General features: G+C 75.5%; 26 protein-coding genes and 1 pseudogene. 13 read left to right on the top strand and 14 right to left on the bottom strand.

The features are described 5' to 3' along the window. Positions 1-48: 48 nt before the first annotated feature. The 3 genes from GC089_RS03610 to GC089_RS03600 are packed head-to-tail and all read right to left on the bottom strand — an operon-like array spanning position 49 to position 3,650. Positions 49-918, bottom strand: coding sequence for a hypothetical protein (locus GC089_RS03610; protein WP_155376517.1), 870 nt, complete (start codon positions 916-918; stop codon positions 49-51). Between the two features lie 44 nt (positions 919-962). Beyond that, positions 963-1,952 (bottom strand): squalene cyclase, encoded by a 990-nt coding sequence (locus tag GC089_RS03605; RefSeq protein WP_155376516.1) that lies wholly within the window; start codon positions 1,950-1,952, stop codon positions 963-965. A gap of 51 nt (positions 1,953-2,003) precedes the next feature. Next, on the bottom strand, positions 2,004-3,650 hold the full coding sequence (locus GC089_RS03600; RefSeq protein ID WP_155376515.1) for an ABC-F family ATP-binding cassette domain-containing protein: 1,647 nt from the start codon (positions 3,648-3,650) through the stop codon (positions 2,004-2,006). A 104-nt stretch (positions 3,651-3,754) separates the two neighbouring features. Here GC089_RS03600 and GC089_RS03595 point away from each other — a divergent pair, with 104 nt between their 5' ends. Continuing rightward, a complete protein-coding gene (locus GC089_RS03595) occupies positions 3,755-4,597 on the top strand; it encodes an SMP-30/gluconolactonase/LRE family protein (RefSeq protein ID WP_196250807.1) in 843 nt (280 codons plus the stop codon). 194 nt (positions 4,598-4,791) lie between these two features. Then, complete coding sequence (locus GC089_RS03590; RefSeq protein ID WP_155376514.1) at positions 4,792-5,052, top strand: hypothetical protein; 261 nt, start codon at positions 4,792-4,794, stop codon at positions 5,050-5,052. 1 nt (position 5,053) lies between these two features. Here the strand turns inward: GC089_RS03590 and GC089_RS03585 are convergent, their stop codons facing one another. The 4 genes from GC089_RS03585 to GC089_RS03575 all read right to left on the bottom strand — a co-directional run bounded on the left by GC089_RS03585 (position 5,054) and on the right by GC089_RS03575 (position 8,444). Further along, positions 5,054-6,535 carry a gluconokinase gene (locus GC089_RS03585; protein WP_155376513.1) on the bottom strand — a complete coding sequence of 494 codons (1,482 nt, stop codon included), beginning with the start codon at positions 6,533-6,535 and terminating at the stop codon, positions 5,054-5,056. A 79-nt stretch (positions 6,536-6,614) separates the two neighbouring features. Further along, the gene (locus GC089_RS19595) at positions 6,615-7,028 is read right to left on the bottom strand and encodes a formate/nitrite transporter family protein (protein WP_255449039.1); all 414 of its coding nucleotides are present in this window, start codon (positions 7,026-7,028) and stop codon (positions 6,615-6,617) included. Beyond that, positions 6,953-7,429 (bottom strand): formate/nitrite transporter family protein, encoded by a 477-nt coding sequence (locus GC089_RS19590; protein WP_255449038.1) that lies wholly within the window; start codon positions 7,427-7,429, stop codon positions 6,953-6,955. The genes GC089_RS19595 and GC089_RS19590 overlap by 76 nt, the downstream gene beginning before the upstream one ends. 61 nt (positions 7,430-7,490) lie before the next feature. Then, a complete protein-coding gene (locus tag GC089_RS03575; protein ID WP_155376512.1) occupies positions 7,491-8,444 on the bottom strand; it encodes a DUF808 domain-containing protein in 954 nt (317 codons plus the stop codon). Between the two features lie 330 nt (positions 8,445-8,774). Between GC089_RS03575 and GC089_RS03570 the strand changes: the two genes are divergently transcribed. The 3 genes from GC089_RS03570 to GC089_RS03555 all read left to right on the top strand — a co-directional run bounded on the left by GC089_RS03570 (position 8,775) and on the right by GC089_RS03555 (position 13,212). Next, a complete protein-coding gene (locus tag GC089_RS03570; RefSeq protein ID WP_155376511.1) occupies positions 8,775-10,310 on the top strand; it encodes a non-reducing end alpha-L-arabinofuranosidase family hydrolase in 1,536 nt (511 codons plus the stop codon). Between the two features lie 225 nt (positions 10,311-10,535). After that, positions 10,536-11,246: an acyltransferase family protein gene (locus GC089_RS03565; RefSeq protein WP_155376510.1), complete on the top strand. Its 711-nt coding sequence runs from the start codon at positions 10,536-10,538 to the stop codon at positions 11,244-11,246. An 805-nt stretch (positions 11,247-12,051) separates the two neighbouring features. After that, positions 12,052-13,212, top strand: a complete 1,161-nt coding sequence (locus GC089_RS03555) for a hypothetical protein (RefSeq protein WP_155376508.1) — start codon at positions 12,052-12,054, stop codon at positions 13,210-13,212. A gap of 86 nt (positions 13,213-13,298) precedes the next feature. On the opposite strand, the gene GC089_RS03550 is transcribed toward GC089_RS03555, so the two are convergent. After that, the gene (locus tag GC089_RS03550; protein WP_155376507.1) at positions 13,299-13,691 is read right to left on the bottom strand and encodes a cupin domain-containing protein; all 393 of its coding nucleotides are present in this window, start codon (positions 13,689-13,691) and stop codon (positions 13,299-13,301) included. 35 nt (positions 13,692-13,726) lie between these two features. Then, positions 13,727-15,406 carry a von Willebrand factor type A domain-containing protein gene (locus tag GC089_RS03545; protein WP_230685039.1) on the bottom strand — a complete coding sequence of 560 codons (1,680 nt, stop codon included), beginning with the start codon at positions 15,404-15,406 and terminating at the stop codon, positions 13,727-13,729. A 304-nt stretch (positions 15,407-15,710) separates the two neighbouring features. Here GC089_RS03545 and GC089_RS03540 point away from each other — a divergent pair, with 304 nt between their 5' ends. The 5 genes from GC089_RS03540 to GC089_RS03525 are packed head-to-tail and all read left to right on the top strand — an operon-like array spanning position 15,711 to position 19,381. Then, positions 15,711-16,214, top strand: coding sequence for a hypothetical protein (locus GC089_RS03540; protein ID WP_155376506.1), 504 nt, complete (start codon positions 15,711-15,713; stop codon positions 16,212-16,214). Further along, entirely contained in the window at positions 16,211-17,071 is an 861-nt protein-coding gene (locus tag GC089_RS18345) for an efflux RND transporter periplasmic adaptor subunit (protein ID WP_196250806.1), read from the top strand. Before GC089_RS03540 ends, GC089_RS18345 begins: the two co-directional genes overlap by 4 nt. Further along, positions 17,068-17,772, top strand: coding sequence for an ABC transporter ATP-binding protein (locus GC089_RS18340; protein WP_196250805.1), 705 nt, complete (start codon positions 17,068-17,070; stop codon positions 17,770-17,772). Before GC089_RS18345 ends, GC089_RS18340 begins: the two co-directional genes overlap by 4 nt. Next, the gene (locus GC089_RS03530) at positions 17,769-18,971 is read left to right on the top strand and encodes an ABC transporter permease (protein ID WP_155376505.1); all 1,203 of its coding nucleotides are present in this window, start codon (positions 17,769-17,771) and stop codon (positions 18,969-18,971) included. Before GC089_RS18340 ends, GC089_RS03530 begins: the two co-directional genes overlap by 4 nt. Before the next feature lie 29 nt (positions 18,972-19,000). After that, on the top strand, positions 19,001-19,381 hold the full coding sequence (locus GC089_RS03525) for a hypothetical protein (RefSeq protein WP_155376504.1): 381 nt from the start codon (positions 19,001-19,003) through the stop codon (positions 19,379-19,381). Positions 19,382-19,850: 469 nt separating this feature from the next. Here the strand turns inward: GC089_RS03525 and GC089_RS19890 are convergent. Continuing rightward, a pseudogene (locus GC089_RS19890) lies at positions 19,851-20,090 on the bottom strand (IS5/IS1182 family transposase); the annotation flags it as partial. Between the two features lie 202 nt (positions 20,091-20,292). Between GC089_RS19890 and GC089_RS03520 the strand changes: the two are divergent. Genes GC089_RS03520 through GC089_RS03510 form a run of 3 tightly spaced genes read left to right on the top strand, consistent with a single transcriptional unit; the run spans position 20,293 to position 21,796 of the window. After that, on the top strand, positions 20,293-20,952 hold the full coding sequence (locus GC089_RS03520) for a helix-turn-helix domain-containing protein (protein ID WP_155376503.1): 660 nt from the start codon (positions 20,293-20,295) through the stop codon (positions 20,950-20,952). Then, positions 20,949-21,356, top strand: coding sequence for a hypothetical protein (locus GC089_RS03515; protein WP_155376502.1), 408 nt, complete (start codon positions 20,949-20,951; stop codon positions 21,354-21,356). Before GC089_RS03520 ends, GC089_RS03515 begins: the two co-directional genes overlap by 4 nt. A gap of 47 nt (positions 21,357-21,403) precedes the next feature. After that, complete coding sequence (locus GC089_RS03510; RefSeq protein WP_155376501.1) at positions 21,404-21,796, top strand: hypothetical protein; 393 nt, start codon at positions 21,404-21,406, stop codon at positions 21,794-21,796. 397 nt (positions 21,797-22,193) lie between these two features. Here GC089_RS03510 and GC089_RS03505 read toward each other — a convergent pair whose 3' ends face one another. The 4 genes from GC089_RS03505 to GC089_RS03490 all read right to left on the bottom strand — a co-directional run bounded on the left by GC089_RS03505 (position 22,194) and on the right by GC089_RS03490 (position 26,771). Further along, positions 22,194-24,377 (bottom strand): GMC family oxidoreductase, encoded by a 2,184-nt coding sequence (locus GC089_RS03505; protein ID WP_155376500.1) that lies wholly within the window; start codon positions 24,375-24,377, stop codon positions 22,194-22,196. A 138-nt stretch (positions 24,378-24,515) separates the two neighbouring features. Then, complete coding sequence (locus tag GC089_RS03500; RefSeq protein WP_155376499.1) at positions 24,516-24,959, bottom strand: ester cyclase; 444 nt, start codon at positions 24,957-24,959, stop codon at positions 24,516-24,518. Between the two features lie 3 nt (positions 24,960-24,962). After that, entirely contained in the window at positions 24,963-25,382 is a 420-nt protein-coding gene (locus tag GC089_RS03495) for a Dabb family protein (RefSeq protein ID WP_155376498.1), read from the bottom strand. A gap of 189 nt (positions 25,383-25,571) precedes the next feature. After that, complete coding sequence (locus tag GC089_RS03490) at positions 25,572-26,771, bottom strand: MFS transporter (RefSeq protein ID WP_155376497.1); 1,200 nt, start codon at positions 26,769-26,771, stop codon at positions 25,572-25,574. Between the last annotated feature and the right edge of the window lie 59 nt (positions 26,772-26,830).

Genomic DNA, 26,830 nt, shown 5'->3' with positions numbered 1-26,830 from the left:
GTGTGTCGTGCCGGGCTCGCGACGTCACGAGACGCGACCGGCGCGGTGTCAGCGGCCGCCCCAGCGCGCGGCGACGTCGTCGCGCAGCGTCAGCGCCGTGCGCCGCCAGGTCGCCGCGCGGGTGACGACCGAGCCGACCCCCGTCTCCTCCGGGGCGAGGCGGGTGACGGCGACCCCGCGGTCGCGGGCCGTCCGCACGATCACCTCCGCCGTGCCCGGCAGCGCGAGCTGGAGCAGCGCGGACGGCACGCTCGCCGTCGCCTCGCCCTGGCCGAACCGACGCGTGAACGTCACCGACGTCACCACGTGGTCGAGCAGCGGCCCGCCGTCCTCGGCCAGCGCGGCCTCCAGGTCCGCGACGGGCGCGCCGTCCCCCTCGGCGGGCAGCACCGCGAGGTAGAGCGACAGGAGCAGCTCGCTGACGCGGCGCACCAGCCAGCCGCGGCCCGGGACGGGCGGCAGGACCGTCACGAAGCGCGCGAGGTCCGCCTCGAGCGCCGCCGCGGACAGGCACGCCCACGCGGGCTCGGTGCGCACCTCCACGACCCGGTCCCACTCGACGTCCGTCCCGTCCAGGCCCACGCGCTCGGGCCCGACCGTCACGGCCCCGAGGCGGTCGAGCAGTGCGAGCGGTGCGGTCGCGAAGCGCGGCAGCAGCGGCACGAGCCGCACGAGCCCCTGCACGGACACGTCCCACTCGCGGGTCAGCGGGTGGACGGGTCGCGGGTACGTCTCGACGACGCGCGCGACCCAGGCGGCGACGTGGTCGTCGAGCCCGCCGGGGCCGGCGGCGGTGCCGCCCTCGGCACCGGCCGGGGCGTCGGTGGCGGGTGCGCCGGCGACCGCCGCCGCGAGCGCGTCCTCGGGGTCGTGCAGCCCGGGCGCGGCGGGCGGGGCGTCGTCGTCGGGGTGGTCCACCCGGGCATCGTGCCAAACACCGCGGCGGGTCAGGCCGCGTCGGGTCAGGCCTCGTCCGGTCCGGCCGGGCCGTCCCACCAGCGCAGCACGCGCGTGGCGACGAGCGTCAGCCACCGCGACGGCGCACCGGCCGGCACGTCGACCTCGAACCACACCTCGCCCGGGTGGCGCCGCTCCTGCAGCCAGGTGCCGTCGGGCGTCCGGGCCGCCCGGATGTGCTCGATCGCGTCGGCCATGCGGGGGTCGGGCGGGGTGCCGTCGTGCAGGGACGCCGCGCGGAGGTGGTCCGCGGCGTTGAGGGCGCTGTAGTACCAGCGGAACGGGTAGGCCAGGTGCAGCGCCCACGGTGCGACGGGCTCCCCGGTGGACAGCCGCCGGAAGAGCCCGCGGACCAGCAGGTACTCCTCCCCCGCGCGCCGCGCCGCGCGGACCCGGCCGCGGTCCCCGGTCACCCGCTCGTGGTCGAGCAGGCCCTTGAGGGCGTTGAGCGTGGAGTGGAACGACGACCGGGTCGCCCCCTCCACCCACGCGCAGTTCCACCCGCCGTCGTCCAGCCGGTGCGCGAGGAACCAGTCGACGATCCCGTCCACGTCCGCCCCGAGCCACAGGCCGTTGGACAGGGTCCAGGAGTTGATGCAGCAGTCGACCTCGCCGCCCCAGTACGGCAGGTCGTCGTACTCCCAGCGCGCGTTCCGGTCCAGCAGCTCGGCGGTCCCGGCCAGGACGTCGGCGTCGACGCCCCACTCGCGCAGCGCGTTCAGGGACCACGTCGTGGCCGTCCACGGCTGCCCCTGCGTCTCGACGGCCGCGACGTCGAACCCGGCCGGGAAGTACGCGCCGCCCGCCCACTGCCCGTCCGGGTCCTGCAGCGCGAGCAGCCGCGCCCCGAAGCCCTCGGTGGCGACCCGCCGCCGCGTCGCCTCCCAGACGGACGGGGGCAGCCCGAGCAGGTCCCGCTCGACCTGCCAGCGCAGGGCCGGGTCGGAGTCCAGCAGCCAGTCGGTCAGCGCCCGCGTCGGCGCGGCGTCCGCCATGCCGGCACGCTACGCCGGGGCACCGACACGGCGGCACCCTCGCCGCCGGGATCAGTCGGGCGCGACCTCCGTGACCCGCCCGTCCTCCACGTGCCACCGGCGCGTCAGCCGGACGTTCTCCAGCATCCGCCGGTCGTGCGTGACCAGCAGGACGGTGCCGTCGAACGACTCCAGCGCCTGCTCGAGCTGCTCGATGGCCGGCAGGTCGAGGTGGTTCGTCGGCTCGTCCAGCACGAGCAGGTTCACGCCGCGCGCCTGCAGGAGCGCGAGGGCCGCCCGCGTGCGCTCGCCCGGCGAGAGCGACGACGCGGGCCGGGGCACCTGGTGCCCGGCCAGCCCGAACTTGGCGAGCAGCGTGCGCACGTCCGCGGTCGTCCAGTCCGGCACCTGCCGTGCGAACGCGTCGCCCAGGGGTGTCGCGCCCTCGAACGCGGCGCGCGCCTGGTCGACCTCCCCCACCAGGACGCCCGGCCCGAGCGACGCGCTGCCCGCGTCGGGCGCGACGCGTCCCAGCAGGACCTGCAGCAGCGTCGACTTGCCCGCCCCGTTGGGTCCGGTGACCGCGACGCGGTCCTGGCGGTCGAGCTGCAGGTCCACCGGGCCCAGCACGAACGCACCGCGCCGGACCACGGCGCCGCGTGCGGTGGCGACCACGTCGCCCGACCGCGGCGCCGCCGCGATGCTCATCCGCAGCTGCCACTCCTTGCGCGGCTCCTCGACGACCTCGAGCCGCTCGATCATGCGGTCGGTCTGCCGCGCCTTCGCGGCCTGCTTCTCCGACGTCTCGCCGCGGTGGTGCTGGACGTTCTTGTCGTTGTCGGTGGCCTTGCGGCGCGCGTTGCGCACGCCCTTCTCCATCCACGCCCGCTGCGTGCGGGCCCGTGCCTGCAGGGCGTCGCGGCGGGCGGCGTACTCCTCGAACGCCTCGCGCGCGTGCCTGCGCGCCGTGGACCGCTCCTCCAGGTACGCGTCGTACGAGCCGCCGTACGTCGCGACCCGCTGCAGGCTGCGGTCGATCTCGACGACGGTCGTGACGGTCCGGGCGAGGAACTCCCGGTCGTGGCTGACGACGACCACGGGCGCCTGCGCGTGCGCCACGAACTCCTCCAGCCGGTCGAGGCCGTCGGCGTCGAGGTCGTTCGTCGGCTCGTCGAGCAGGTACAGGTCGAACCGGGACAGCAGCAGCGCCGCCAGGCCGACCCGCGCGGCCTGCCCGCCGGACAGCGCCGTCATCGGCAGGTCCAGGTCGACGCCGAGGCCGAGGTCGTCGGCGACGGCCCCGAGCCGGGCGTCGAGGTCCGCACCGCCCAGCGCCATCCACCGCTCGAGCGCCTGCGTGAACCGGTCGTCCGCGCCCGCGCCGCCCGCCGCGAGCGCGTCCGACGCGGCGTCCATCTCGGCCTGGGCAGCGGCGACGCCGGTGCGCCGCTCGAGGAACGCGCGCACGCTCTCCCCGTCCTGCCGCTCGACCTCCTGCACGAGGTAGCCGACCTGCGCCGTCGGCGGCGAGAGCGTCACCGACCCGGCCTCGGGCGCGCGCCGGCCGGCGAGGATGCGCAGCAGGGTCGTCTTGCCCGCGCCGTTGGGGCCGACGAGCCCGACGACGTCGCCGGGGGCGACGACCAGGTCGAGGCCGGAGAACAGCTCACGGTCGCCGAAGGCGGCGGCGACGCCGCGGGCCTGGAGGGTCGCACTCACGCCGACCATCCTCCCCGGTCGGCCGGCACGGTCGCCGCCCTCCCGGCGTGCGGGCGGGCGCCGCCGCGTGTGAGGCTCGGAGCACACCCACCGGGAGGATCACCGTGCTGCGAGCCGAGCAGGTCACCGACGCCGTCGCCTACCACGGCGAGGGCCCGTGCTGGTCGCCCACGTGGGGCGGGCTGCGCTGGGTCGACATGCTGGCCGGCGACCTGCTGACCCTGCGCGACGACGGCTCGGTCGACCGGCTGCACGTCGGCGACGTCGCCGCGTTCGTGCGGCCGCGGGCGCGCGGCGGGTACGTCGTCGGCCTCGAGCGCGGGATCGCGCTGGCGGACGGGCCCGACGCCGTGCCGACCCCGCTGCCCGAGCTGTGGTCGGACACCGGCGTGCGGATGAACGAGGGCGGCTGCGACCCGTCCGGCGTCCTGTACGCGGGGTCGATGCCGTACGACGTCACGCCGGGCGGCGCGCGCCTGTACCGGATCGCGCCGGACGGGGACGTGGAGGTCGTGCTCGACGACGTGACGATCTCCAACGGCATCGACTTCTCCCCCGACGGGACGCGGGCCTACTACAACGACACCCCGACCGGCCGGACGGACGTGTTCGACGTCGTCGACGGCCGCCTGACCGGCCGCCGCCCGTTCTTCGCGGGCGAGGACGACCACCCGGACGGACTGACCGTCGACTCGGCGGGCAACGTCTGGGTGGCGCTGCACGGGGCCGGGCGGGTGCGCTGCGTGTCGCCGTCCGGGGAGGTCCTCACCGAGGTCGAGGTGGCGGCGGCGCAGGTCACGGCCTGCACTCTCGGCGGGCCGACGCTGCAGGACCTGTACATCAGCACCTCGCGGGAGAACCTCGACGACCCCGAGCCGGGTGCGGGCGCCCTGTTCCACGTGCGCGTCGAGGTGCCGGGCAAGCCCGTGCTCCCGTACGGCGGCTGAGCGCTCCGCGGGACGGCTCAGCGCTCCACGGGACGGCTCAGCGATCCGCGGGACGGCGGAGGGCTCCGCGGGACAGCCGGAGGGCCCGGGACGTACGACGGCGGCGCCTGCGCCCTCATCCCGGGTACGGCGCGTGCCGATGACACCGGGAGGGGCGCGCCGCCCCGCACCGTGCACGCCCCGAAGGACCCGCCATGAGCACCACGACCGCTCCCGCACTGCCCGCCCCCGCACTGCCCGTCGCCGCGATGCCCGTCGTCGCGATGCCCGTCGCGGCCCCGCCCGCCGCGGTCGACGCGCTGCACTGCGGGGACCTGACCCTCGCCGTCGCACTGGGCGTGGCCCGCCCGGCACCGAGGGCCGTCCGCGTCCCGTCCGTCGCCGTCCGGCGGGTCGCGGGCCAGTCCCCGCTGGAGGCGCGCGGCTGGGCGTCCGCGGACGCCGCCGCCGAGTAGCTCAGGGACGCAGCAGCGCGTCGTACACCTGCGCGAAGCGGGCGCGCCGCTCGGCGTAGTGGTCGGCGTGCTCGGGGCGCGGCTCGTACGTCGCACCCGTGGTGTCCGGCGCCCGCGGCACGTCCGGGGCGAGCACGTCCAGGGCGAGCAGGGCGGTCCCGCGCTGCGTCGCGCGCCGGCGCGTCACGTGCGTGACCGGGCGTGCGAGCACGTCGGCGAGCACCTGCAGCCACTCCGGCTGGTCGTTGGTCACCCGGCCCGAGGCGGCGACCTGCTCGACCTGCGGCGCCGCCGGGCGCAGCTCGTCGGCCACGCGGGCGTAGGTCATCGCGACGCCCTCGACGACGCCGCGGAACAGCGCGTCGGCGTCCGTGGCGACCGACACCCCTCCGATCACGGCGCGCGCCTCGCCGACCCACCCCGGGGCGCGCTCGCCGGTGAGGTAGGGCAGCACGAGCGGGGTCGCGTCGCTGGGGGCGGCGGTCAGGACGGCGGCGGGGTCGGGTCCGAGCCGCAGCGTGGAGTGCGCCCAGCTGACCGCGCGCCCGACGTCGTTGATCGCGCCGCCGAGCAGCGTCCGGTCCGCCGCGACGCGGTAGTTCCACAGGCCGAACGGCAATGGGTCGGCGGGGCCGTCGAGCAGCGCGCGCAGCGCGCCGCTGGTGGCGGTGGACGCGGCGAGGACGGTCGGGGCGGTGGCGCCGGCGCCGACGTTGCTCGCGTAGCCGTCGGTGACGACGGGGAACCAGAGGGCCCGCGCGAGCGCGGGCCAGCGGGCGGGTGCGGCGGCCGGTGCGGGGTCCGTCATGTCCCGGGGCGGGGCGAAGTGGCCCGGCGCGACGCCCGCGGCGGCGAGGAGCTCGGCGTCGAGCTCGCCCGTGCGGCGGTCGAGCAGGCCCGTCCACGCGACCGTGGACGTGCCGGCGAGCGGCACCCCGACGAGCCGGTGCAGCACGTACTCCCCCAGCGACCACCAGCCCGCGGTGGCCGCGACCGTCCGCGGCTCCGCCTCGGCGAGCCAGCGCAGGCGCGGCGCGTGGTAGCTGGCGTGGATGCGGGTGCCCGTGCGCTGCTGCACGGCCTGCTCGTCGAGCTCCTCCCGCAGGGCCGCCACCGCCGCCGAGCAGCGGGAGTCGGCGTACGTCATGCACGGCGTCAGCGGCCGGCCCGCCGCGTCGACGCCGACGAGCGACGCCGCGAACGTGTCGAGCGCGACGCCCGCGATGCGCGTGCCGAGCCGCGGGGCGGCGGTCACGGCGTCCAGGACCTGCTCGATCTCCGCCGTCACCTGGTCCGGGTCGATGACCGACGTGCCGTCCGGCGCGACGGTGAAGGCGTGCGGCACCTTGTGCTGCAGCCCGCGCACGGGCCGGCCCGAGGCGTCGTGCACCCCGCCGCGCGTGGCGGTGGAGCCCACGTCCATCGCGACGACCAGGGGGTCGAGCGCGTCGTCGAGATCGACGTCGTCAGCGGAACGGCCCATCACGCACCTCGTCGTCGCCGGATCGGACGTCCCCGACCCTAGTGACGGGCAGCAGCTCCCGCCGGTCGGCCGTCCGGCGTCAGCGCCCCTCGGCGACCGCGCGCCGCTCCTGCGCGACGCGGTGCGGGACGCGCAGCAGCCGGATCGCCGTGACGAGCAGCAGGCCGCCCGCGAGGTTGCCCAGCGCCGCCCAGCCGAGCCGGGCCAGCCAGTCGCCGTAGCCGAAGTCCGCGCCGACGTGCAGCGCGGCGAACATGAGCAGCGAGTCCAGGACCGAGTGGAACAGCTGCGGCCCGGCGAGCAGCGCGCCGAACAGGATCGCGGGCACGATCTTCACGCCCATGCTCTCGGTGGCGTGCTGCATGCGCGTCATGAGGGTGATCACCGCACCGGCCAGCACCGCGGAGCAGAACGACATCAGGCCGAGCGGCATCGTGCCGAAGTGCTCGCCGGCCTCGACCGCGGTCGCGCGGACCGCCGGGAGCGCCTGCACGACCAGCCACGTGACGGCCCAGCCCCGAGCAGGTTGAGGACCAGCGTCGCACCCCACAGGCGCAGCAGCTGACGCAGCGTCCCCCGGCGCGCGACGAGCGCCGTGACCGGGACGAGGAAGTTCTCGGTGAAGAGCTCGCTGCGTGCGAGCAGCAGCGCCACGAACCCGATCGAGAACGCGAGCCCCGCCAGCAGGTGGTCGCCGGTCTGCTCGAGGACGACGAGGTAGGCGAGCGCGCCGGTGCCGACGTCGATGCCGCCGAGCAGCCCGGTGCTGACCAGCGGCAGCCACGGCCGGGAGAGCCGGTCCTCACCCTCCTCGACGAGGCGGTCGAACGCGTCCTCGATCTCCGGCTCCGGCTGCTCGGGCGGGAGGGCGGGCGAGTCGCGCGCGTCGGCCATGTCTCCCAGGGAACGGCCGCGCAGCCACCGGCGCTCCCCGAACGGGCACGCCGGTCCCGCGTCAGTGCGCCGTGTGCGCGCGCCGGTGGCGGATCACGTGGACCTGGTGGACGACGAACGCGACGACCGCGCCCACGACGAGCCCGACGAGCGCCGACGCCAGCGTGTTGACGAACCAGGCGAGGAACCCGCCGACGCCGGCGACGTGGTGCACGGCCTCCTCGAGGTGGTGCACCAGGTCGTACAGCCCGTGCCAGCCGAGCTCGTCGACGCCGACGAGCAGGATGTGCCCGCCGACCCAGAGCATCGCCGCGATGCCGACCGTCGAGAGCACGGCCATCACCTTGGGCATCGCGCTGACGAGACCGCGCCCGAACGCGGCCGTGGCGCCGCGGCGGGTGCTCGCGAGGCGCAGCCCGATGTCGTCCATCTTCACGATGAGCGCGACGGCCCCGTAGACGAGGGCGGTGATCGCGATCGCGACGACCACGAGCGAGACCGCCCGGCCGACGAGCCCCTGGTCGGCCACCTCGTTGAGCGCGATGACCATGATCTCGGCCGACAGGATGAAGTCGGTGCGGACGGCGCCGGCCACGAGCTTCTTCTCGGCCTCCGGCCCCTGCTCGACGGCGGTCTCCGCGCGCTCGGCGGCCTTGGTGCCGCGCAGCGCCTCCCACACCTTCTCGGCACCCTCGAACGCCAGGTAGGTGCCGCCCACCATGAGGATCGGTGTCAGCAGCTGCGGCAGGAACTGGCTGAGCAGCAGGGCCGCCGGGAGGATGAACAGCAGCTTGTTGCGCAGCGAGCCGCGCGCGATCGCCCAGATCATCGGCAGCTCGCGGTTCGCCGTCACGCCGTGCACGTAGCGGGGCGTGACCGCGGTGTCGTCGATGACGACGCCCGCGGCCTTCGCGCCGGCGCGTCCGGCCGCGGCGCCGACGTCGTCGATGGACGCCGCCGCGAGCTTCGCGAGGGCCGCGACGTCGTCCAGGAGTGCTGCGAGTCCGCCAGGCATGCGCGCCGCCACCTTCGTCCGTGCCGAGGGCACGTCCCGGGCGGGTCGTGCGCCGAGGACAGGGTAGGGGCCGCGGGACGGGGCCGCCGCCCGCGGGCGGGTTCCCGTGGGCGGGGGCGGGCGGGCCCGGCCACGGTCACGCGTCCGGGCGTCGAAGCGTTTAACTCCTGCTGCTCCCCCTTCGCAGGGGACGGCGAGCGGGCCAATGTTAAGGCTCACATCCGCGCCGCGGCGGCCCCCGCCGACGCGGTTGTATCGATCCAGCCCGTCCCCTGGCCCGTCCGCGCGGCCGTCCTCCACGGCCGCTGTGGCGACTCGAAGGAGAGCACCATGAGACCCGCACGTGCACCCCGGGCCCACCGGCCCGCCCGAGCCTCCCGGCACCGTCTGGTGGCCGGGCTCGCCGCCCTCGCGACGGCCGTCGCCGCCGGCGCCCTCGCACTCGTCGTCGCACCGGCGGCGTCCGCGGCCACCGTCGACACCACCGCCTCGTACGTCCTGGTCAACCGCGGCAGCGGCAAGGCGCTCGACGTCTACAACCTCGCCACGAACGACGGCGCGCGCATCGTGCAGTGGACCCGCAACGACGGCGCCCAGCAGCAGTGGCAGTTCGTCGACTCGGGCGACGGGTGGTACCGCCTCAAGTCGCGCCTGTCGGGCAAGGTCCTCGACGTCTACAACTGGTCGACCGCCGACGGCGCCGCGATCACCCAGTACACCGACCGCAACCAGACCAACCAGCAGTTCCGGCTGCAGGACGTGGCCGGCGGGTACGTGACGCTGATCGGCCGGCAGTCGGGCAAGGCGGTCGAGGTGCAGGGCGGCTCGACCGCCGACGGCGCGAACGTCGTCCAGTACACGAGCTGGGGCGGCGCCAACCAGCAGTGGCAGCTCGTGCGGGTCGGCGGCACCAGCCCGAACCCGACGCCCTCCCCGACCACGACGACCCCGCCCACCGGCACCTGCTCCCTGCCGACGTCCTACCGGTGGCGGGACTCGGGCGTGCTCGCGCAGCCCCGGTCCGGCTGGGTGTCGCTCAAGGACTTCACGGTCGCGCCGTACAACGGCCAGCAGCTCGTCTACGCGACGACGAACACAGGCTCGGCGTGGCAGTCGACGGCGTTCGCGCCGTTCTCGAGCTGGTCGCAGATGGCGTCGGCGCAGCAGAGGTCGATGCCGTTCACGGCAGTCGCGCCGTCGCTGTTCTACTTCGCGCCGAAGAACGTGTGGGTGCTGGCGTACCAGTGGGGCGGACCGGCGTTCTCCTACCGGACGTCGACCAACCCGTCCGACCCGAACAGCTGGGGCGCGCACCAGACCCTGTTCACCGGCTCGATCTCGAACTCCGGCACGGGACCGATCGACCAGGCGCTCATCGGTGACGACCGGAACATGTACCTGTTCTTCGCCGGCGACAACGGGCGGATCTACCGCGCGAGCATGCCGATCGGGAACTTCCCCGGCAGCTTCGGGTCGAACTACACGACGATCATGACCGACACGCAGGCGAACCTCTTCGAGGCCGTCCAGGTCTACAAGCTCGCGGGTCAGCAGCGGTACCTCATGATCGTGGAGGCCATGGGCAGCCAGGGCCGGTACTTCCGGTCCTTCACGGCCACGAGCCTCGACGGCTCGTGGACGCCGCAGGCCGCGAGCGAGTCGAACCCGTTCGCCGGCAAGGCCAACAGCGGCGCCACCTGGACGAACGACATCAGCCACGGCGAGCTCCTGCGCACCAGCGCCGACCAGACGATGACGGTCGACCCGTGCAACCTGCAGCTGCTCTACCAGGGCCGCAGCCCCTCGTCCGGTGGCGACTACGGTGCCCTCCCGTACCGACCCGGACTGCTGACCCTGCAGCGCTAGCCCGACCGGGCGCCCGCCACCCGCGAGCGCGCCCCACGTGCGTCGAGCGCGCCCGTCCCGACGGGCGCGCTCGACGCGCAGCGGGCGCGCTCGCGGAGGTGACCGACCGCGGCACGCGTCCCGGCGCACGCACGAGGCGGCGGGCGGCCTTCTCCGTCGACCCGGCGGCCGCCACGATGGGAGTGCACCGAGGACGGTGCGCGGGGCGGGACGAGGGAGTCCGGCGTGACCGGGAGCCGGGTGGACGGACGTCGGGGCGCAGCCGGCGCGCCCGCGACGTTCCGCGAGCGGGTGCGGCAGGCGGCCGCCCACGCACCCGCGGGCCGCGACCGCTACGTCGACCTGCTGCGGGTCGCGGCCGTGACGGTCGTCGTCCTGGGCCACTGGGTCGTCTCGGCGGTCACCGTGACCGACGGCCGCCTGGGCGGCGTCAGCATCCTCACGCTCCTGCCGTGGACCCACCCGTGGACGTGGCTCGCGCAGGTCATGCCGGTGGTCTTCCTCGTCGGCGGGTTCGCGAACGCCGCCTCGTGGTCGTCGCCGCACCGCACCGGCGGTGCCGCCGCGTGGGTGCGGGCCCGGGCGCTGCGGCTGCTGCGGCCGACGGCGGCGTTCGGCGTCGTGCTCGTGACGGGGTACGTCGGCGCGCTGGCGCTGGGGGCGGACCCGCAGCTGGCGCGCACGTGCGTGTGGCTCGCGACGACGTCGCTGTGGTTCCTGGTCGTCTACCTGGTCGTGGTGGCGCTCGCGCCGGCGGCGATCGCGTGGCAGCGGCGCCGCGGCGTCCTCGCCACGCTCGTGCCGCTCGTGGCGCTCGTCGCCGCCGGGACGCCGCCCGGGTCGCCACCGGCACGTCCGCACCCGCCGCCGGGAGCTACCTCGCCGGCTGGCTCGTCGCCCACCAGCTCGGCGTCGCCTGGCACGACGGGCGCCTGACGCGCTCGCGCCGCACGGCCGTCGCGCTCGCGCTCGGCGGCGTCGCGGGCGTCGTCGCGCTGACGACGTGGGGCCCGTACGCCGTGACGATGGTCGGCGCCGGTCCCGCGGGCGACCTCGACAACACCGCACCGCCAACGCTCGCGCTGCTCGCGCTGACCGTGGCGTGGACGGGCGGCGTCCTGCTGCTGCGCGCGCCCGGCGAGCGCGCGGCCGCCCGGCCGCGGGTGTGGGAGGCCGTGGTCGGGGCGAACGCCGTCGTGCTCACCGTGTTCCTCTGGCACACGGTGCCCGTCGTCCTGGCCGGGCTCGCGCTCGTCGGCACGGGCCTGTTCCCGGAGGCCGACGTGGGCTCGGGACACTGGTTCGCGCTGCGGGTCCCGTGGGTGCTCGTGCTCGCCGTGCTGCTGGTCGCGCTCGTCGCCGCGGCGGGCCGGTTCGAGCTGCGAGCGTCGCCGCCACCTGCGCGCGAGCCGTCGGGCGTCGTCGTCGGTGCCGGGGTGGCGGCGTGCGTCGTAGGCCTCGCGGGGGTCGGCGTGGGCGGCGTCGACGGGCTCGCGCCCGCGGTCGCCGGGGTACCCGTCACGGAGCTCGCGCTCGTGGCCGTCGGCGGGGTCCTGCTCTCCCGCGCGGGGCGCGGGCGCCGTCGCGGCCGACCGCGGGAGGGCCACCCGCCGGCGCCGGGGGTCCTGGGCGAACGTCCGCATTCACCCGCCGACGTCCTTGTCCGACCCCGCGAGGACGCCCTAGAAACGGACGAACCGGACACCGCAGGGGGCGGTGCCCCAGGTCCAGGGGGTTCCACATGACCGCACGACTTCGTCCTGCCCTCGGCGCGGGAGTCCTCGCCGCGGCGCTCGTGCTCGCCGCGGCGCCCGTCGAGGCCGCACCGCCCCGGCCCGTCGTCTGGACACCGGTCGAGCTCGGCACGCTCGGCGGCGCGCTCACGACGCCCACGGCCGTCAACGACCGGGGGCAGGTGGTCGGCACCTCCGAGACCGCGGACGGTCGGCGGCACGCGTTCCTGTGGGACGACGGCGAGATGGTCGACCTCACCCCCGACGCGCAGAGCAGCACCGCGACCGACATCTCGGACCGCGGTGAGGTCGTCGGCTACGTCCAGCCGGCACCCGGCGAGGACTTCGACGCGTTCGTGTGGCACCGCGGCCGCACGACGGTGCTGGCCCAGCCCGGCGCGGCGTTCGTGGTGAACGAGCGCGGCCAGGTCGCCGGCACCGTCGAGACGCCGGCGACGTGGTCGGCGAACCCCTTCGTGTGGCGCGCCGGCACCCGGACGGACCTGACGCCGCCGCCGTTCCCCGGCGCCCGCACGAGCGCGTCGGTCGTCGACCTCAACCGCAGCGGCACCGTGCTCGGGTTCGGCGAGTACGACGACGACCGCGACCTCGCGTACCTGTGGTCGGGCGGCACCTTCACCGAGCTGCGGGACGGCGAGGTGGTGCTGCGCCCGGTGGACCTCAACGACCCGGGTCACGTGGCCGGGTCGGTGCACCGCACGAGCTGGTTCCGCGAGGCGGCGCTGTGGCGGGACGGCAGGATCACGCGCCTCGGGCTGCTGCCCGGCACGGCGCACTCGCAGGCGCTCGCGCTCAACGACGACGACCTCGTGGTCGGCGTCAGCGCGCCCGCGCCGAACCAGCGCGGCACCGCCTTCGTGTGGCAGGACGGCGTGCTGACACCGCTGACGACCAGCGGGTGGAGCCTCGCGAGCGACGTCAACGAGCGCGGTCAGGTCGCGGGGCAGCTGGGGTCGACGACCGCGGAGGGGGTCGAGCTCGCGCAGCCGTTCGTCTGGAGGCGCGGTGCGCTGACGCCCCTCGGGGAGCCCTCCGAGCAGGAGGTGACGGTCGTCGACCTCAGCGAGAAGGGGCACGTCCTGACGAGGACCGGCACCTTCCTCGACGAGCAGGGCGTCCTCTGGGTGCCGGGCGCACCGCGCTCCTGACGGCACGGCGAGCGGCCCGACACGACACAGCGCGCCCCGTCCCGCACGACGGTGCGGGACGGGGCGCGCTGCGCGTCAGGTGCGGCTCACTCGGTCGGCGGCTCGTCCTGCCCGGACTCCTCCGCCTCGTCCGCCTCCTCCTTGGTGCGGTGCACCGCACCGTCCGCGTGCTCCGGCGGCCCGTACACCGTGTAGAGGATCAGCGGGTTCTCGCCGGTGTTGACGAAGTTGTGCTTCTTCCCGGCCGGGACGACGACCAGGTCGCCCTGCGCGACGTTCTTCTCCTGCCCGGAGACGATCGCCTTCCCGGTGCCGGAGACGAACGTGAGGATCTGGTCGATGTCCTCGTGGACCTCCTCGCCGATCTCCCCGCCCGGCGGGATCGTCATGATCACGAGCTGCGTGTTCTTCCCCGTCCACAGCACGCGCCGGAAGTCGGGGCTCTGCTCGGCGACGGTCGCGATCGTCCAGTGCTCCACGGGCTGCTCACCTCTCGCTCGGGGATGGTTGCTGGTCATCCTGGCGGTGGTGGACCGATCGCGCCTGCGGTGCGTGGCGCGTGCAGCGCGCGCCGGCGGTCAGCCCGTGATCTCCAGGTACGTGTCCACGAGCTCGACGAACTCCGCCCGCAGGCCGTAGTCGTCCCTCCCGAGGGCCGACCCGGCGCGCTGCCGTGCCCGGGCGGGGTCCGCCCCTCGGCGTGCTCCGAGCCCGTCGCCGCGAGCGCGAACTCGACGACCGCGGACGCGAAGCGGAAGTCCGCGCCGGGGTCGGTGGTCCAGGCGTCGGCCTCCACGGGGACGACGACCTCGGTGCTCTCGCCGGCGCCGGGCTGCTTGTAGCGCACGTGCACGGTGAAGAAGTCGTCGGAGCCGCCCGTGTCGACGTCCTGGTACCGCAGGCCGTCGTCGCCCCGCTCGCCCGCCGCGGGGACCAGCTCGTAGAACGCGGTCACCGAGTGCCCGGCGCCGACGTCACCGGCGTCCTTGGTGTCGTCGTCGAAGTCCTCGTCCTCCAGGCGACGGTTGTCGTAGCCGAGGAGCCGGTAGCGCGCGACGGTCGCGGGGTTGAACTCGACCTGGAGCTTGAGGTCCTGGGCGACGACGAACATCGTCGAGTCGAACTCGTCCACCAGCACCTTGCGCGCCTCGTCGATCGTGTCGATGTACGCGTAGTTGCCGTTGCCGTGGTCGGCGATCGCCTCCATCGTGCTGTCCTTGAGGTTGCCCATCCCGAAGCCGAGCACCGAGATGTACACGCCCGAGCGGGCGTGCTCCTCGATGAGCTCCGTCAGCTGCTCCGGGGACGAGGGGCCCACGTTGAAGTCGCCGTCGGTCGCCAGGACGACCCGGTTGTTCCCGCCCTCGACGAAGTTCCTCGTCGCGAGCTCGTACGCCGTCTCCAGACCGGCCGCACCGCCGGTCGAGCCGCCCGCCCGCAGGTCGCGCAGGATCCCCACCAGCTCCTCGTGCCGGTCGCCGGGCACGGAGTCGGCGAGGACCTGGTCGCTGCCGGCGTAGGTGACGATCGAGACGGTGTCGTCCTCGTCGAGGCCCTCCACCAGCAGCGCGAACGACTCGGCGAGCAGCGGCAGCTTGTTCGGCTCGTCCATGGACCCCGACACGTCGAGCAGGAAGACGACGTTGTTGCCGCGGCTCGTGGGCACCGCCTCCGTGGCCTGCACGCCGATCATCGCGAGCTGGTGGTCGGGGGCCCAGGGCGCGTCGGCCACCTGGGTCGTCACGGTGAACGGGTCCGCCGCCCCCGGCTCCGGCGCCGCGTAGTCGTAGTCGAAGTAGTTGACGAGCTCCTCGATGCGCACGCCCTCGGGTGCGACGCCCTGGCGGAGCTGGCGGCGCAGGTTGCTGTAGGACGCGGTGTCGACGTCGGAGGCGAACGTCGACAGCGGGCTGGTCGTCACGTCCTGGAACGGCTGCTCCGGGGACTGGTCGTACTCCTCGAGCGACTCCACCGGCACGTCGCGCCACTCCTCGGCGCCGGCACCGTCGAAGGCCAGCTCCTGGCCGTACCCCGCGTCGCCCGCGCCGGCGGCGCTGCAGGCGCCGAGCAGACCGCCCGTGAGGACGACGGCGACCGCGGCCGCCAGCGCGCGGTCGGGGGACGGGGACCGCGTCCCTGCAGGGACCCGCCGCGTCCGGGGGAACAGGGAACCTCTGGATGACGAACCGCGCACCGGTGACCTCCCGCTTGTCGAGGCCTGAAGCGTGGCGGCCGGCCCGGACGCCCGACCAGCACGGCGCAGTCACGCGAACGTCCCGTTCGGGTAACGAGGTCGCAGGTCAGACACGCAGGACGACCGCCGTGGGCCGCGCACCCGCCGTCCGGGTGACACGGTGCGTGGTGTGGCGCGCGTCGCACGTCGGGCGCTCCGTTCGCCCACCTTCGCGGTGCTCTGTGACCTACCGTCATCGGTGCCATATCGGCACGCGCGGCGACACGGGGGTCGTCCTGCGCTCACGGACGAGCGAGGGCTCTGCATGCGAGGACGAGCACGACGGACCGTCGCCCTGGTCCTGGCCACGGGCGCGAGCGTCCTCCTGGCCTCCTGCTCCTCCGCGGCAGCTCCTGACGGTGGCAGCGGCGCCGCGGGCGACGAGCTGCTCGGGCAGGACGCCGTCGTCGCCGAGTACGACGCCGTCGTCGCGGAGCTCGAGTGGCCCGAGGGGTACACGCCACCTCCACGCCGCGAGGACGAGGCCGGCTGGTCGTACCAGGCCGGGGTCGGGGCGACGGACGCGGTGATGGTGTGGAACTGCGCCTGGGGCAGGGCGTGGCTCGAGGCGCGCGAGAGCGACCCGGCGGCTGCCGGGCACGCCCTGACGATGTACGCGGCGATCCTCGACCGCCCGGAGTTCACACAGCACTTCGACCCGGACAGTGCCCAGCCCGTCGTCCGGGGCATCATCGAGGACGCCCGGTTGGGAGACCCGAGCGGGGTCCAGCGGGACGTGTCGACGAACTGCTCGGACCGCGACCCGTGAGCGAGGCACGACGCGGCCGTCGTCCCGCTCTGGCCGCAGCGGCAGCGGCAGCGGCCGTCGTCGTGTCCGCCGGCTGCACCCCGGGCAGCGCGGACGGCGCGACGGCCAGCGAGCCACAGGTGCGCCCCGGCGCACCGGCGACGACGACCGTCGCCCGCGGAGACATCACCTCGGTGCTGGTCCTGAACGGCGCGACGGTCGCCCAGCCCGACGTGACGGTCCGCGCCGGCGGCGCCGGGCCCCTCGACATCCAGGTCGAGGAGGGGCAGGGCGTCGCAGCGGGGCAGGTGCTCGGCAGCGTCGGCGCGGCGCCGGTCGTCGCACCGGCTGCCGGCGTCGTCACCGGGTGGCACGTCCCGGACGGGGTGACCGTCCCTGCCGACCTGCCCGTCGCGGACCTGCGCTACACCGGGTTCGGCATCGACGTGAGCGTCCCGGCCGAGCACGCCTACCGCCTGTACAGCGTGCCCGTGCAGGGCACGACGACCGTGACCGGCGGGCCCGGCGGGCTCCCGTGCGACGTCCTGCCGGCGCCGGCCGGCGGGTCAGCCGCAGGCGTCGAGGCCCAGGCAGGGGCGCGGTTCGTCTGCCTCCTGCCTTCCGACGCGCAGGTGATGGCCGGACTCGAGGCGAAGGTCGGGCTGGAGACCGCGCGGGCCGAGGACGTCCTGACGCTGCCCGTCGAGGCCGTCACGGGTGTGACCGGCCAGGGCGTCGTCACTCGTGTCGAGGGCACCGGGCACAGCCGTGTCACCGTGGAGCTCGGCGTCTCGGACGGCCACCTCGTCGAGGTGCGTTCCGGCCTCGACGACGGGGACGTCGTCCTGGCCTACGCGCCCGGCCTGGGGTCCTCGTGACCGAGGGCGCCGCCCCCGTCCTGCGGGCGCGCGGCCTCGATGTGCACGTCCCGCTGCGCTCGGGTGAGGTCCTGACCCTGGGGACGGGCCTCGACCTCGACCTCGCGCGCGGCCGCAGCCTCGCCGTCGTCGGACGATCGGGGTGCGGCAAGACGACCCTCCTGGCGACCCTCGGTCTGCTGCGCAGGCCGTCGGCCGGGCGCCTGTGGCTCATGGGCGAGGAGGTCACCGCCGTCCCCGACGCCCGGGCGGCGCGGCTGCGCAACGCCCGGATCGGCTTCGTCTTCCAGGACTGCTCACTGGTCGCCCACCTGTCCGTCCTGGACAACGTGCTGCTCCCCGTCGAGTACGGCGCGCACGTGCGCCGGCGCGACGCCCGCCGCGCGGCCTCGGCGCAGCTGGAGGCCGTCGGCCTCGCGGGGTTCGAGCGGCGACGGCCGCGCCAGCTGTCCGGAGGGGAGCAGCAGCGTGTGGCCGTCGCGCGCGCCCTCGTGCGCGGGCCGCAGCTCGTCCTGGCCGACGAGCCCACCGGCGCGCTGGACACGTCGACGGGTGAGGACGTCATGGCCCACCTGCTCGCCGCCTGCCGGCAGTCGCACGCGGCCGCAGTCGTGGTCACCCACGACGACACCGTCGCGTGCGCTCTCGACGAGCGCGCCGAGCTGCGCGACGGGGCGCTGCACCGGCCGGTACCCGCATGAGCCGCGTGCTGCGCTCGTGCGTGCACGACCTGCGCGCCCGACCGCTGCGGACGGTGCTGACCGCGCTCAGCATGCTCGTCGGCGTGCTCGCCGTCGTCGGAGTCTCCGCAGCGGACCAGCTGTCGACCGGGTACGTCGTCGCGGCGCACGAGCAGCTGCGGGGACGCGAGGCGACGTACGCGCTGTCGACGACGATCGGTCCGCAGGACGTGGCCGCCGCCCACCGGTGGGTGGAGGGCGTCCAGGCCCGGATCGGACCCCAGGACGCCGCCGTCGGGCTCATCGTGGAGACAGCCGTCCGGGGCGCGCCCGCGAGCGCCGAGCCAGGAGCAGGAGGGCGGGTCCAGCAGGACCTGTCCGCCCGGTGGGTCGTGGGCGCGGTCGACGACGTCTACCGCCGCCCGCTCGTCACCGGGAGCTGGCCACGCGCGGGGACCAGCGGTGCGCCGGGCGTCGTGCTGAACGAGGCCGCGGCACGACGACTCGAGGTCACGCGGGTACCGGCGACGCTCACCCTGGGGACCCCTCAGGACGGCACGGCGGCCGCGGCGGTCGTGGGAGTCGTGGCCGACGGGCTGTCCGAGCCGACGGTGTACGGGACGTTGGTCGAGGCAGCCGAGGTCTGGCCCGCGTCACTGCCGGCCGGGTCGGCGACCACGTACCTGCGGGCCGGCGTCGAGTCCTTCGGCGCTGCGGCCCCGGTCCTGCGTGAGGCCGCCGAGGTCGCGGGGATCGACCTCGTCGACCGCGACGTGCGGCGGGTCGACACCGTCGAGGAGGCGCGGGCGTCCGCACGCGTCGTCCAGAGCGCCTTCGTCGCCTGCGCCGTGGTCGCCCTCGTCGTCGCGGGCATCGGCATCCTCAACATCGGGCTCGCGTCCTTGTCGGACCGCGCGCGTGAGCTCGTCGTGCGTCGCGCGGTCGGGGCCCGCCGGCTCGACGTCTTCGTCCAGGTGCTCGGGGCCAACCTCGTGGTGGCCCTGATCGTGTCGTGCGGGGCCGTCGCGCTCGCGGTGCTCGGGGTGCACGTGGTGGCTCCCGCGTTGACGCCGCACACGTTCGTCGCCGATCCCGTGACCCTGCCCTGGCCCGCGGTGCTGAACGGGACCGCTGCGGCGGTCGTCACGAGCCTCGCCGGCGCGGCGGCCCCCGCCGTGTCCGCCACCCGCCTCGACGTCGCGGACGCCTTGAGGTCCTGACCGCGGGGACGCGGAGAGAGGAGGCCCCCGTGCCCGAGTCCGTGATCGGCGTGCAGGACGGCGCCTTCACGTTCGACCTCGACGACCTGGCCGCCGCCCTGCGCGACCGGTGGCCGGACACGCCGTTCGTGCCCGCCGTGGGACGGCTGACCGAGGTCAGCACGGGGAGCTTCCAGGTGCCCGACGCAGCCGCGTACCCCCGGATGGTCGTCGTCGGTGTGTACGCCGGCGGACGGTCTCTGGACGTGGAGTCCCCGGACGTCGAGCTGGCAGCGGACGTCGTCGCCACCGTCACCCACGTCCCGCGGTTCCCGTCGGACGGGTCGGTGGTCCTGGCCGAGTGGTCCCCCGAGCTCGCGCCCCTGCGGGCGGGCATGACGGCGGGCGAGGTGCTCGCCCTCCTGGGCTAGGGCGTGTCTCCCTAGTCGAGATTGCGGCGGCGCCACCAACCAGGGCCCTCCCCGAAAGGCGACGGTGTCGTGGCTGCTCTGAAGCGTTCGTCCAGGACGTGCACTCGCGCCGAGAGGCGGTCACCCCTTCTGCCGCCACGGAGAATCAGCGCTTCGAGTTGGTCGCGGGCGTCGAAACCATCATCACCATCACACAACGGGCAGCCCGTCACGTGCGCGGCGGGTCGCCGCTCAGCGCGACGCACCATCTGTTCCCAGGCGTGGAGAAGGCCCTCTGTCCGAGGACCGTACGCACCCCGGGGCGGGCGGGGACGGGCTGGAATGCCGCGCGACTGCGATCGAGTCATGTGTTGCGCCGTGACGTGGCGCGATCCGGTGAGGTTGGGCTCAGAGTAGGTCGGATGGGCGACGAGAGCCAGGCTCGACATAGGGCGCTCATCGGCTGTGCCCGGGCAGCACCGACCACCACCAGCAAGGCGTCGGGTCGGGTCCGTGATCGACCCGGTCCCAGGCGAGGGACGCGGATGGCGTCCAGGACGGGCAGGCACATGGGTGCGTCCCCGCCGTGACCCGGGCCGACCAGGACCGCCAGCGGTCTGCCTTTGCCGTGCACGGCGTGGTGGATCTTCGTGGACAACCCACCCCGGGAACGTCCGATCGCGTGATCAGCCGGCTCCTGGCGCGGAATCTTGTGATTCTCCGAGGCCCCGTGACGGAGGCACGCGTCCTGCGCTACGTGCGCCCGGCCACCGCGGCGGAGCCGGTCGAGCCGTACTACTGGCGTCCGACGTACTCGCGCATCCGCTGACCGACCGGAGCGCCGAGTGGGCGGCCTCGTGCGCGGGACCGTCACACCATTTCCTCGGCACCGGCATGTACACAACCCTTACCCCAGCAATAGGCTTGTGCACATGCCGGAGGTGGGTGTTCCCGAAGCCGCGCGCATGCTCGGGGTCTCCCCCGGGCGTGTCCGCCAGGTCATCGCCGACGGCAGCATCGCCGCCCGCCAGGTCGGCGGTCGCTGGCTCATCGACGTCGCGTCCCTCCCGTCCGCACCCCGCCGGGGCCGCCCCATGAGCCCTCGCATCGCCTGGGCCCTGGCCGAGATGTCCGCCGGCCGCCGTGCCCCCTGGCTGAGCAACGAGGAGGCGTACCGGCTACGCGTCCGCCGAAACACCCTCGCCCACGACGCCCGTCCCGAGCTGCTCCTGCGGTCCTGGCTCGCCTCACGCGCCGACCGCCACCAGCTCGCCGCCCCGGACCCTCGGCAACTCCAGGACGATCCGCGACTGGTCCCGTCCGGCATCAGCGACCCCCGCTCCGGGATGTCCGCCGGACACCAGGTGGAGGCGTACGTACACGCCGACGCCTTCGAGGACGTGCGCGCAGACCACCTGCTCGTTCCCGCAGACCGGTCCCGGGCCAACGTGTGGCTGCACGCCGCACCTCTGCTGCCCGAACGGCCCGTGCCACTGCTGCTGGTCGCAGCCGACCTCGCCGACCACGACGGCCCTCGCGAGCTGGGTCGCGCCCGCGAACTCATCGCCGCACTGACCGCGGAGAACCGGTGAGCGTCAGCATGCCGGTGATGACCGGCCCTCAGGAGCGCTCCTGGCACGCTCTGCTCGACCTGCACGAGCGCCGCCCGACCGGCTGGACCCTCGTCGGCGGGCAGATGGTGCATCTGCACTGTGCCGAGCGCGGAGCCTCTCCCGCACGCCCCACCGACGACGCCGACACGGTGCTCGACGTGCGTGCCGAGCCGTATGCCCACCTGCAGATCACCACGACGCTGCGCGAGCTCGGTTTCACTCCCGTTGGCCAGACGTGGAACGGCCACCAGCACCGGTGGACCCGTGAGGACCACGCGGTCGTCGACGTGCTGATACCCCGCCACCTCGGCGAACGCGCCGCCAAGCCAAGGGGGCCGGCGGCGGGACCACGCTGGAGACGCCAGGCGCCCAGCAGGCCCTGAACCGCACCGAGGACGTCGGTGTCGTCGTCGCCGGGCGCGACGGGGTCGTGCGGCGTCCGAACCTGCTCGGCGCCCTCGTCGCGAAGGCCGCCGCCCACACGGTCTCCCTGGACGTCCGCCGCGACCGCCACGTCACCGACTTCGCGGTCCTGACGACCCTCCTGCGCCCCGACGACGCCGTGCACGCCGCCACCACCCGCGACCGGCGCTACCTGCAGCGGATGCTGGCCGTCATGGCCGAGGACCCGCGCCCGTGGGCCGCGGTCGCCGGCGCCGACGACGGGCTCGAGCGGCTGCGTCTGGCGCTGCGTGCACGCAGTGCACCAGCACGGCCCACCGGCGGCGCACCCGCCAACTGGGGACAGGCTCGCACGGCGGGGACACCCGCAGGCGGCCAGTTCGCCAGCCGGCGCCACCGCGAGCCCGACGTCCACCTGTAGCCGCCGGGGACCTCGCCCGGCCCGCCGCACATCCAGGAGACATGACCCTCGTGAACCGTCAGCACGCGACGGTGAGCGGGCGGGGCGGCGGATCAGGAACCCGCCCCTTGGGCACGAGGGCACCTGTTCGCGCCTGTGGCGAGGCGTCGAGCAGGCGCAGCAGGGCGCCGGTGCTGCCGACGGCCGCTGCAGCGAGGAGAAGGACCCGCTGTCTCGATCGACGACACCCGCTGCGCCGCGGGCTCCAGCTCCTGTCGCTGCGCGAGACCCGGCGGGTGGAGCGCCGACGCCACGGCGCGTACCGCCGGCCCACGATGCCGATGCACTGCCACGGACCGGCCACGCGAACGTCCCAGGAGCGCGTCACCGGCGACGCCCCCGAGCCGCTCGCCCTCCGTCACGCCGCCGCCACCGCCCGCCGCCACGCCGACCGGGCGAACCAGCCGCCGAAGCGGGCGACCGTCCCGGCGGCCGCGCGCCGGTCCGGGCCGCCGGCCCGCAGGGAGGCGACCAGGCGGACCAGCGCGGCGGGCTCGATGCGGACGGTCCCGCCGCCGTGCTGCACCTCGCCGGCGCGGTGGTGGGTGATCGTCACGGGGAGCGTCACGAGGTCCTGCGGGTGCGGGACGCGACCGTCGGTGCGGGTCTTGCTGCCGACGAGCGTGCCGCGGCAGCCCGCGCCGTCGTCGTAGGCGAGGCGGTAGCGCATGTACGTGCCGGCGTCCGCGGGGAAGAGCTCGAGGGTGCCCGTCACCTGCACGCGGGTCGCGCCGAGGACGGCCACCCCGGACACGTCGGCGTGCGGCGCCGGGCGCCCGGGCGCGGTCGCGGTGTCCGGCACCTCGACGGCGAGGTCGAGGCGCAGCGGACGGGTCGTCGCGCGGCCGCCCGCGTCGGTGAGGGTGGCGGTGCCGGTCATCGTCTCGCGGAAGTGCACGGGGTGCGGCGACGGGTCGTAGCCGTGGCCGTGCACGCGCCGCCACTCCTGGACCGCGCGCACCGCGGCGTCCTCGGGCACGGGTGCGGGACGGACGAGCACGCGCTCCGGCGCCGTCCACGTCGGGTCCCCGGTCAGGTCGCGGACGGCGGCCTCGACGTGCCGCTCGGCGACGGCCGCGATCGTCGCCGACGGGTTGACGCCCGTCGAGGCCGGGATGCCGGCGCCGTCGACGACGTACAGGCCCGGGTACCCGTGCACCTGCCCGCGGTGGTCGACGACGCCGGTCGTGCGGTCGGCCCCCATCGGGACGCCGCCGAGGTTGTGCACGGTGACGCCCGTGCGCAGGAACGTCCAGGACGGCAGGTGCCGCACCCGGCCGCCGAGCCGGCGCGCCGTCTGCCGCGCCGCGCGCATCTCCGCCCGGTACAGGGCCCTGTTGCGGCGGTTGCGCCAGTCGACGCGCGCCTCGCCGTGGTGGTCGAGGGTGAGGACGCCGTCGGAGCTGTCCCGGCCCATGAGCAGCAGGGCCATCGTCTCGTCGCGGTGACGGGGCGGGCGTCGCCGGGGGCGGGCCGCCAGGCGGCGGCGCACCGCGGTCGCACCCGCCGGCACGCGCGCCGCCGACCGCAGCAGCCCGGCGAGCTGCGCCGGGTAGGCGCCGTCCTGCACCTGGAACCACACCTTCTCGTCACCGATGTGGCAGTCGACGACCGTCGTCGTCGTGATGGTCGGGCCGCGGCCCGGCTGCAGCTCGGTGACCGGGCGGGAGACGAACGCCAGGAAGTCGCCGTTGCCGGAGAAGCCGTGCCCGAGCGTCGGCGAGAGCGCGGGCAGGGTGCGGTGCTGGTCGCGGCTGCGCAGCAGCAGCTCGGTCGTGCCGACGGCACCGGCGGCGAGGAACACGGTCCGCGCCTCCAGCACGCGCCGCTCCCCCGCCTCGTGGTCGGTCAGGTGCACCCGGTACCCGCCGTCGACGGGCTCGAGGCGGTCCACCTCGCACGACGTGTGCGCGACCGCGCCGTGCCGCTCGGCGATCGCGAGGTACGTGCGGTCCAGGCTGTTCTTCGCGCCCTCGTTGCAGCCGAACATGCACTCGCCGACGAACGTGCAGGTGCCGGCGCGGGGCGCGTCGTCGTCCGCGAACGTCACGGCGAGCAGCGGGCGCAGCGTGCCCGTCGGCCGGTGCATCCGCGCGGCCGCGTCCTCCATCGCCGCGGTCCGCGGTGGGACGCCGCCGGTGAGCGGGTCGACGCCGACCGGCCGCACGCGCAGCACGTGCGCGACGAGGTCGTAGTACGGGTCCAGCGACGGGCGGTCGAACCCCTCGGGCCAGGTGTCGAAGACCTCGTGCGGCGGCCGCGCGAACACGTTCGCGTACACCAGCGACCCGCCGCCCCAGCCGGCGGCCTGGACGCCGATCATCCGGTCGAGCCAGCGGACGTCGTACAGGCCGCGGCCCTGCGCCCAGAGCCAGCCGCGGTCGAGCCGCGTGTCGTCGCGCGGGAACTCACCGGGCCGCCAGCGGCGGCCGCGCTCCACGACGGCGACGGCGAGCCCGGCCTGGGCGAGCCGTGCGGCCGCGACCGCGCCGCCGAAGCCGCTGCCGACCACCACCGCGTCGAGCTGCGTGGGACGTGCCATGACGGACCTCCGGTCGTCGGGCAGCGCCGGGGCGCTGCGGGTGGGGTGGATCGGGGCCGGTGTGCGGCCGGTACCAGGGGCGGCCGGCACCCCGCGGGTGGGGCCGCCCCTGGTGAGGTGGGAGTGCGGCGGGCGGGGTCAGACCGCGGCGGCGGCCGGCACCAGGCCGAGCTGCTGGGCTGCCCACAGGCTGTCGGCGTTCGCCCAGTACTCCGCGATGCGGCCGTCCCGCACCCGCAGGGTGTCGGTCCCGGAGAACGACACGACCCGACCGACCGCCTCCGGGGCGGAACCCGGGATCCCGCCGGCGTACGTGCCGCGCGCCAGCCAGCGCACCGTGACGTACGGGTCGTCGACCACCGGCCCCACCTGCACGGTGAACAGCAGGTCGGGGATCGCGGCGCGGATGCCCGCGACCCAGGCGTCGAGGTGGTCCCGCCCGACCGCGTCGGCGGGCGGCCCGCCGAGCAGCGGCGCCGCGTGCGAGACGAAGTCCTCGTGCACGGTGGCCGGGGTGAGGGACAGATCGCCGTTCCAGACGGCGGCCCACCGGGTGACGAGCCCCGCGGCGTGGTCGCGCACGGCTCAGGCCTTCCCGTGCGGGCCGGGCGCGGCGCTGCCGTTGTACTCGCCGAGGTCCGACACGAGCCGCGTGAGCTCGGGGTCGGCGTCGTAGCGGCGCTGGTGCAGGGCCGCGATCTTCTCCGCGATCTGCGGGTCGTCGTCGTCGGTGATGTCGAACGAGTCGAACCGGTCGACGATCGGCAGGCCGACGCGGTCGGTGTTCCGGTGCGCCGGGTGCGTCAGGTACTCCCAGTAGCCGTCGAGGTCGTCGAGGACGAACGTCGCGCCCCACTCGAACTCGCCGCCGTGGTCGCGGCCGACGACGAACGAGCGGACGGCCGGGATGGTGCGGCCCTGGTTGCGCAGGCTCTCGAGGGCCTCCTCGAGCTGCTCGGGCGGGACGCCGGGGCGGATGGTGAAGCGGTTGCCGTGGACGATCATGGTGCGGTTCCTCTCGTGGTGGTGGTGCTGCGGGTCCTGGGTCGGTGGCCGGGGTGGGCCGCGGTCAGCGGCGGGGCAGCGCACGCACCGCGAGGGCGACGAGCCCGACGGCGGCGCCGGCGAGGACGGCGTAGGTGGTGACGGTGACGCCGGTGGTGAAGACCACGGGTGGCTCCTTCGTGACGGGGGTCAGGGACGGGCGGTGCGGGTGAGGACGGTCGCGGCGCCGACGGCTGCGGCGGCGAGAGCGCCGGCCCCGGCCCAGGCGAAGGCCCCGGCGCTGCCGGTCACGGCCAGGACCGGTGCGGCGGCGAGCGGGGAGACGAACTGGCCGAGGAAGATGCCGCTGACGAGGCCGGCGAGCACCCGCCCGCGCGCGGCGGGCGGCGCGAGCTCGGCGAGGCGCTCCTGGAGGTTCGGCACGACGAGCCCGACGCCCACACCGCCGACGAGCAGCCCGGCGAGCACGTCCGCCACCCCGGTCGACCACCCGACGACGAGCCACCCGGCACCGAGGGTCGCCACGCCGAGCGCGGTGACCGCGGCGGCGGGGACGCGGCGCCGCACGGCGGGGAACGCGAGCGCCCCGAGCAGGCTCGTGACGGTCGTCGCGGCCACGGCCAGACCCACGACGGCCGGCGCGGCGCCGCGCGCGTCGAGCAGGAACGGCACCTGGGTGGGCGCGAGGTAGAACAGGGCGCTCGCGACGAGGACGAGGGCGTAGAGGCCGGCGGCGCGGGCGCGCCAGGGGGTGCCGCCGGGGCCGTCCGCCGCGGCCGGGGACGTGCTGGTCGCGGCCGGCGCATCGCGCCCGTCGGTGCGCACGGTCGCCAGGACCGCCGCCGCCACGGGCAGCGCGGCGAGATGCAGCCAGAACGGCGCCCGCCAGCCGACGCCGGCGAGCACGCCCGCGAGGGGCAGGAAGACGATCCCGCCGACGCTCGCCGCCGCCTGCTGCAGCCCGACGAACGTCCGCCGGCGCTCGCCCGTGAACCAGTCCGCGACGGTCGCCGCGACCGCGGTGGTGACCGCCCCGACGGCGACGCCGAGCAGCGCGCGGGTGCCGGTGAGGACCGCCAGGGTCGGCGCGAACCACCCGGCGGTCCCCGCGAGCGCGTACAGGACGAGCCCGGCCACGAGGACGCGGCGGCGGCCCCAGCGGTCCGCGGCGACGCCGGCGAGCGGCGCGGTCACCGCGATGGCCAGCGACGTCGCCGTGAGGGCGAGCCGTGCTGCGGTGCCCGCGGCGTCGGTGCCGCCGAAGTCGTCGGTCATCGCGGGCAGGCTCGGCGCGAGGAGCGCCGGCGCCATGATCGTGAGGGTCGCCGCGGAGAGCAGGGCGGTGCGGGCGGCGCGCGTCGGGGGTGCGGACTGCAGGGTCTGCGACATGTCGACTCCTGTGACTGACCGTTCACTCACTTGCGCGACGGTCGAGGGACGGGCGGGCG

Origin of the sequence: Cellulomonas sp. JZ18, from assembly GCF_009720485.1 — a bacterium.
GTDB lineage: Bacteria > Actinomycetota > Actinomycetes > Actinomycetales > Cellulomonadaceae > Cellulomonas.
This window is presented reverse-complemented; position numbering and strand designations above follow the sequence as displayed.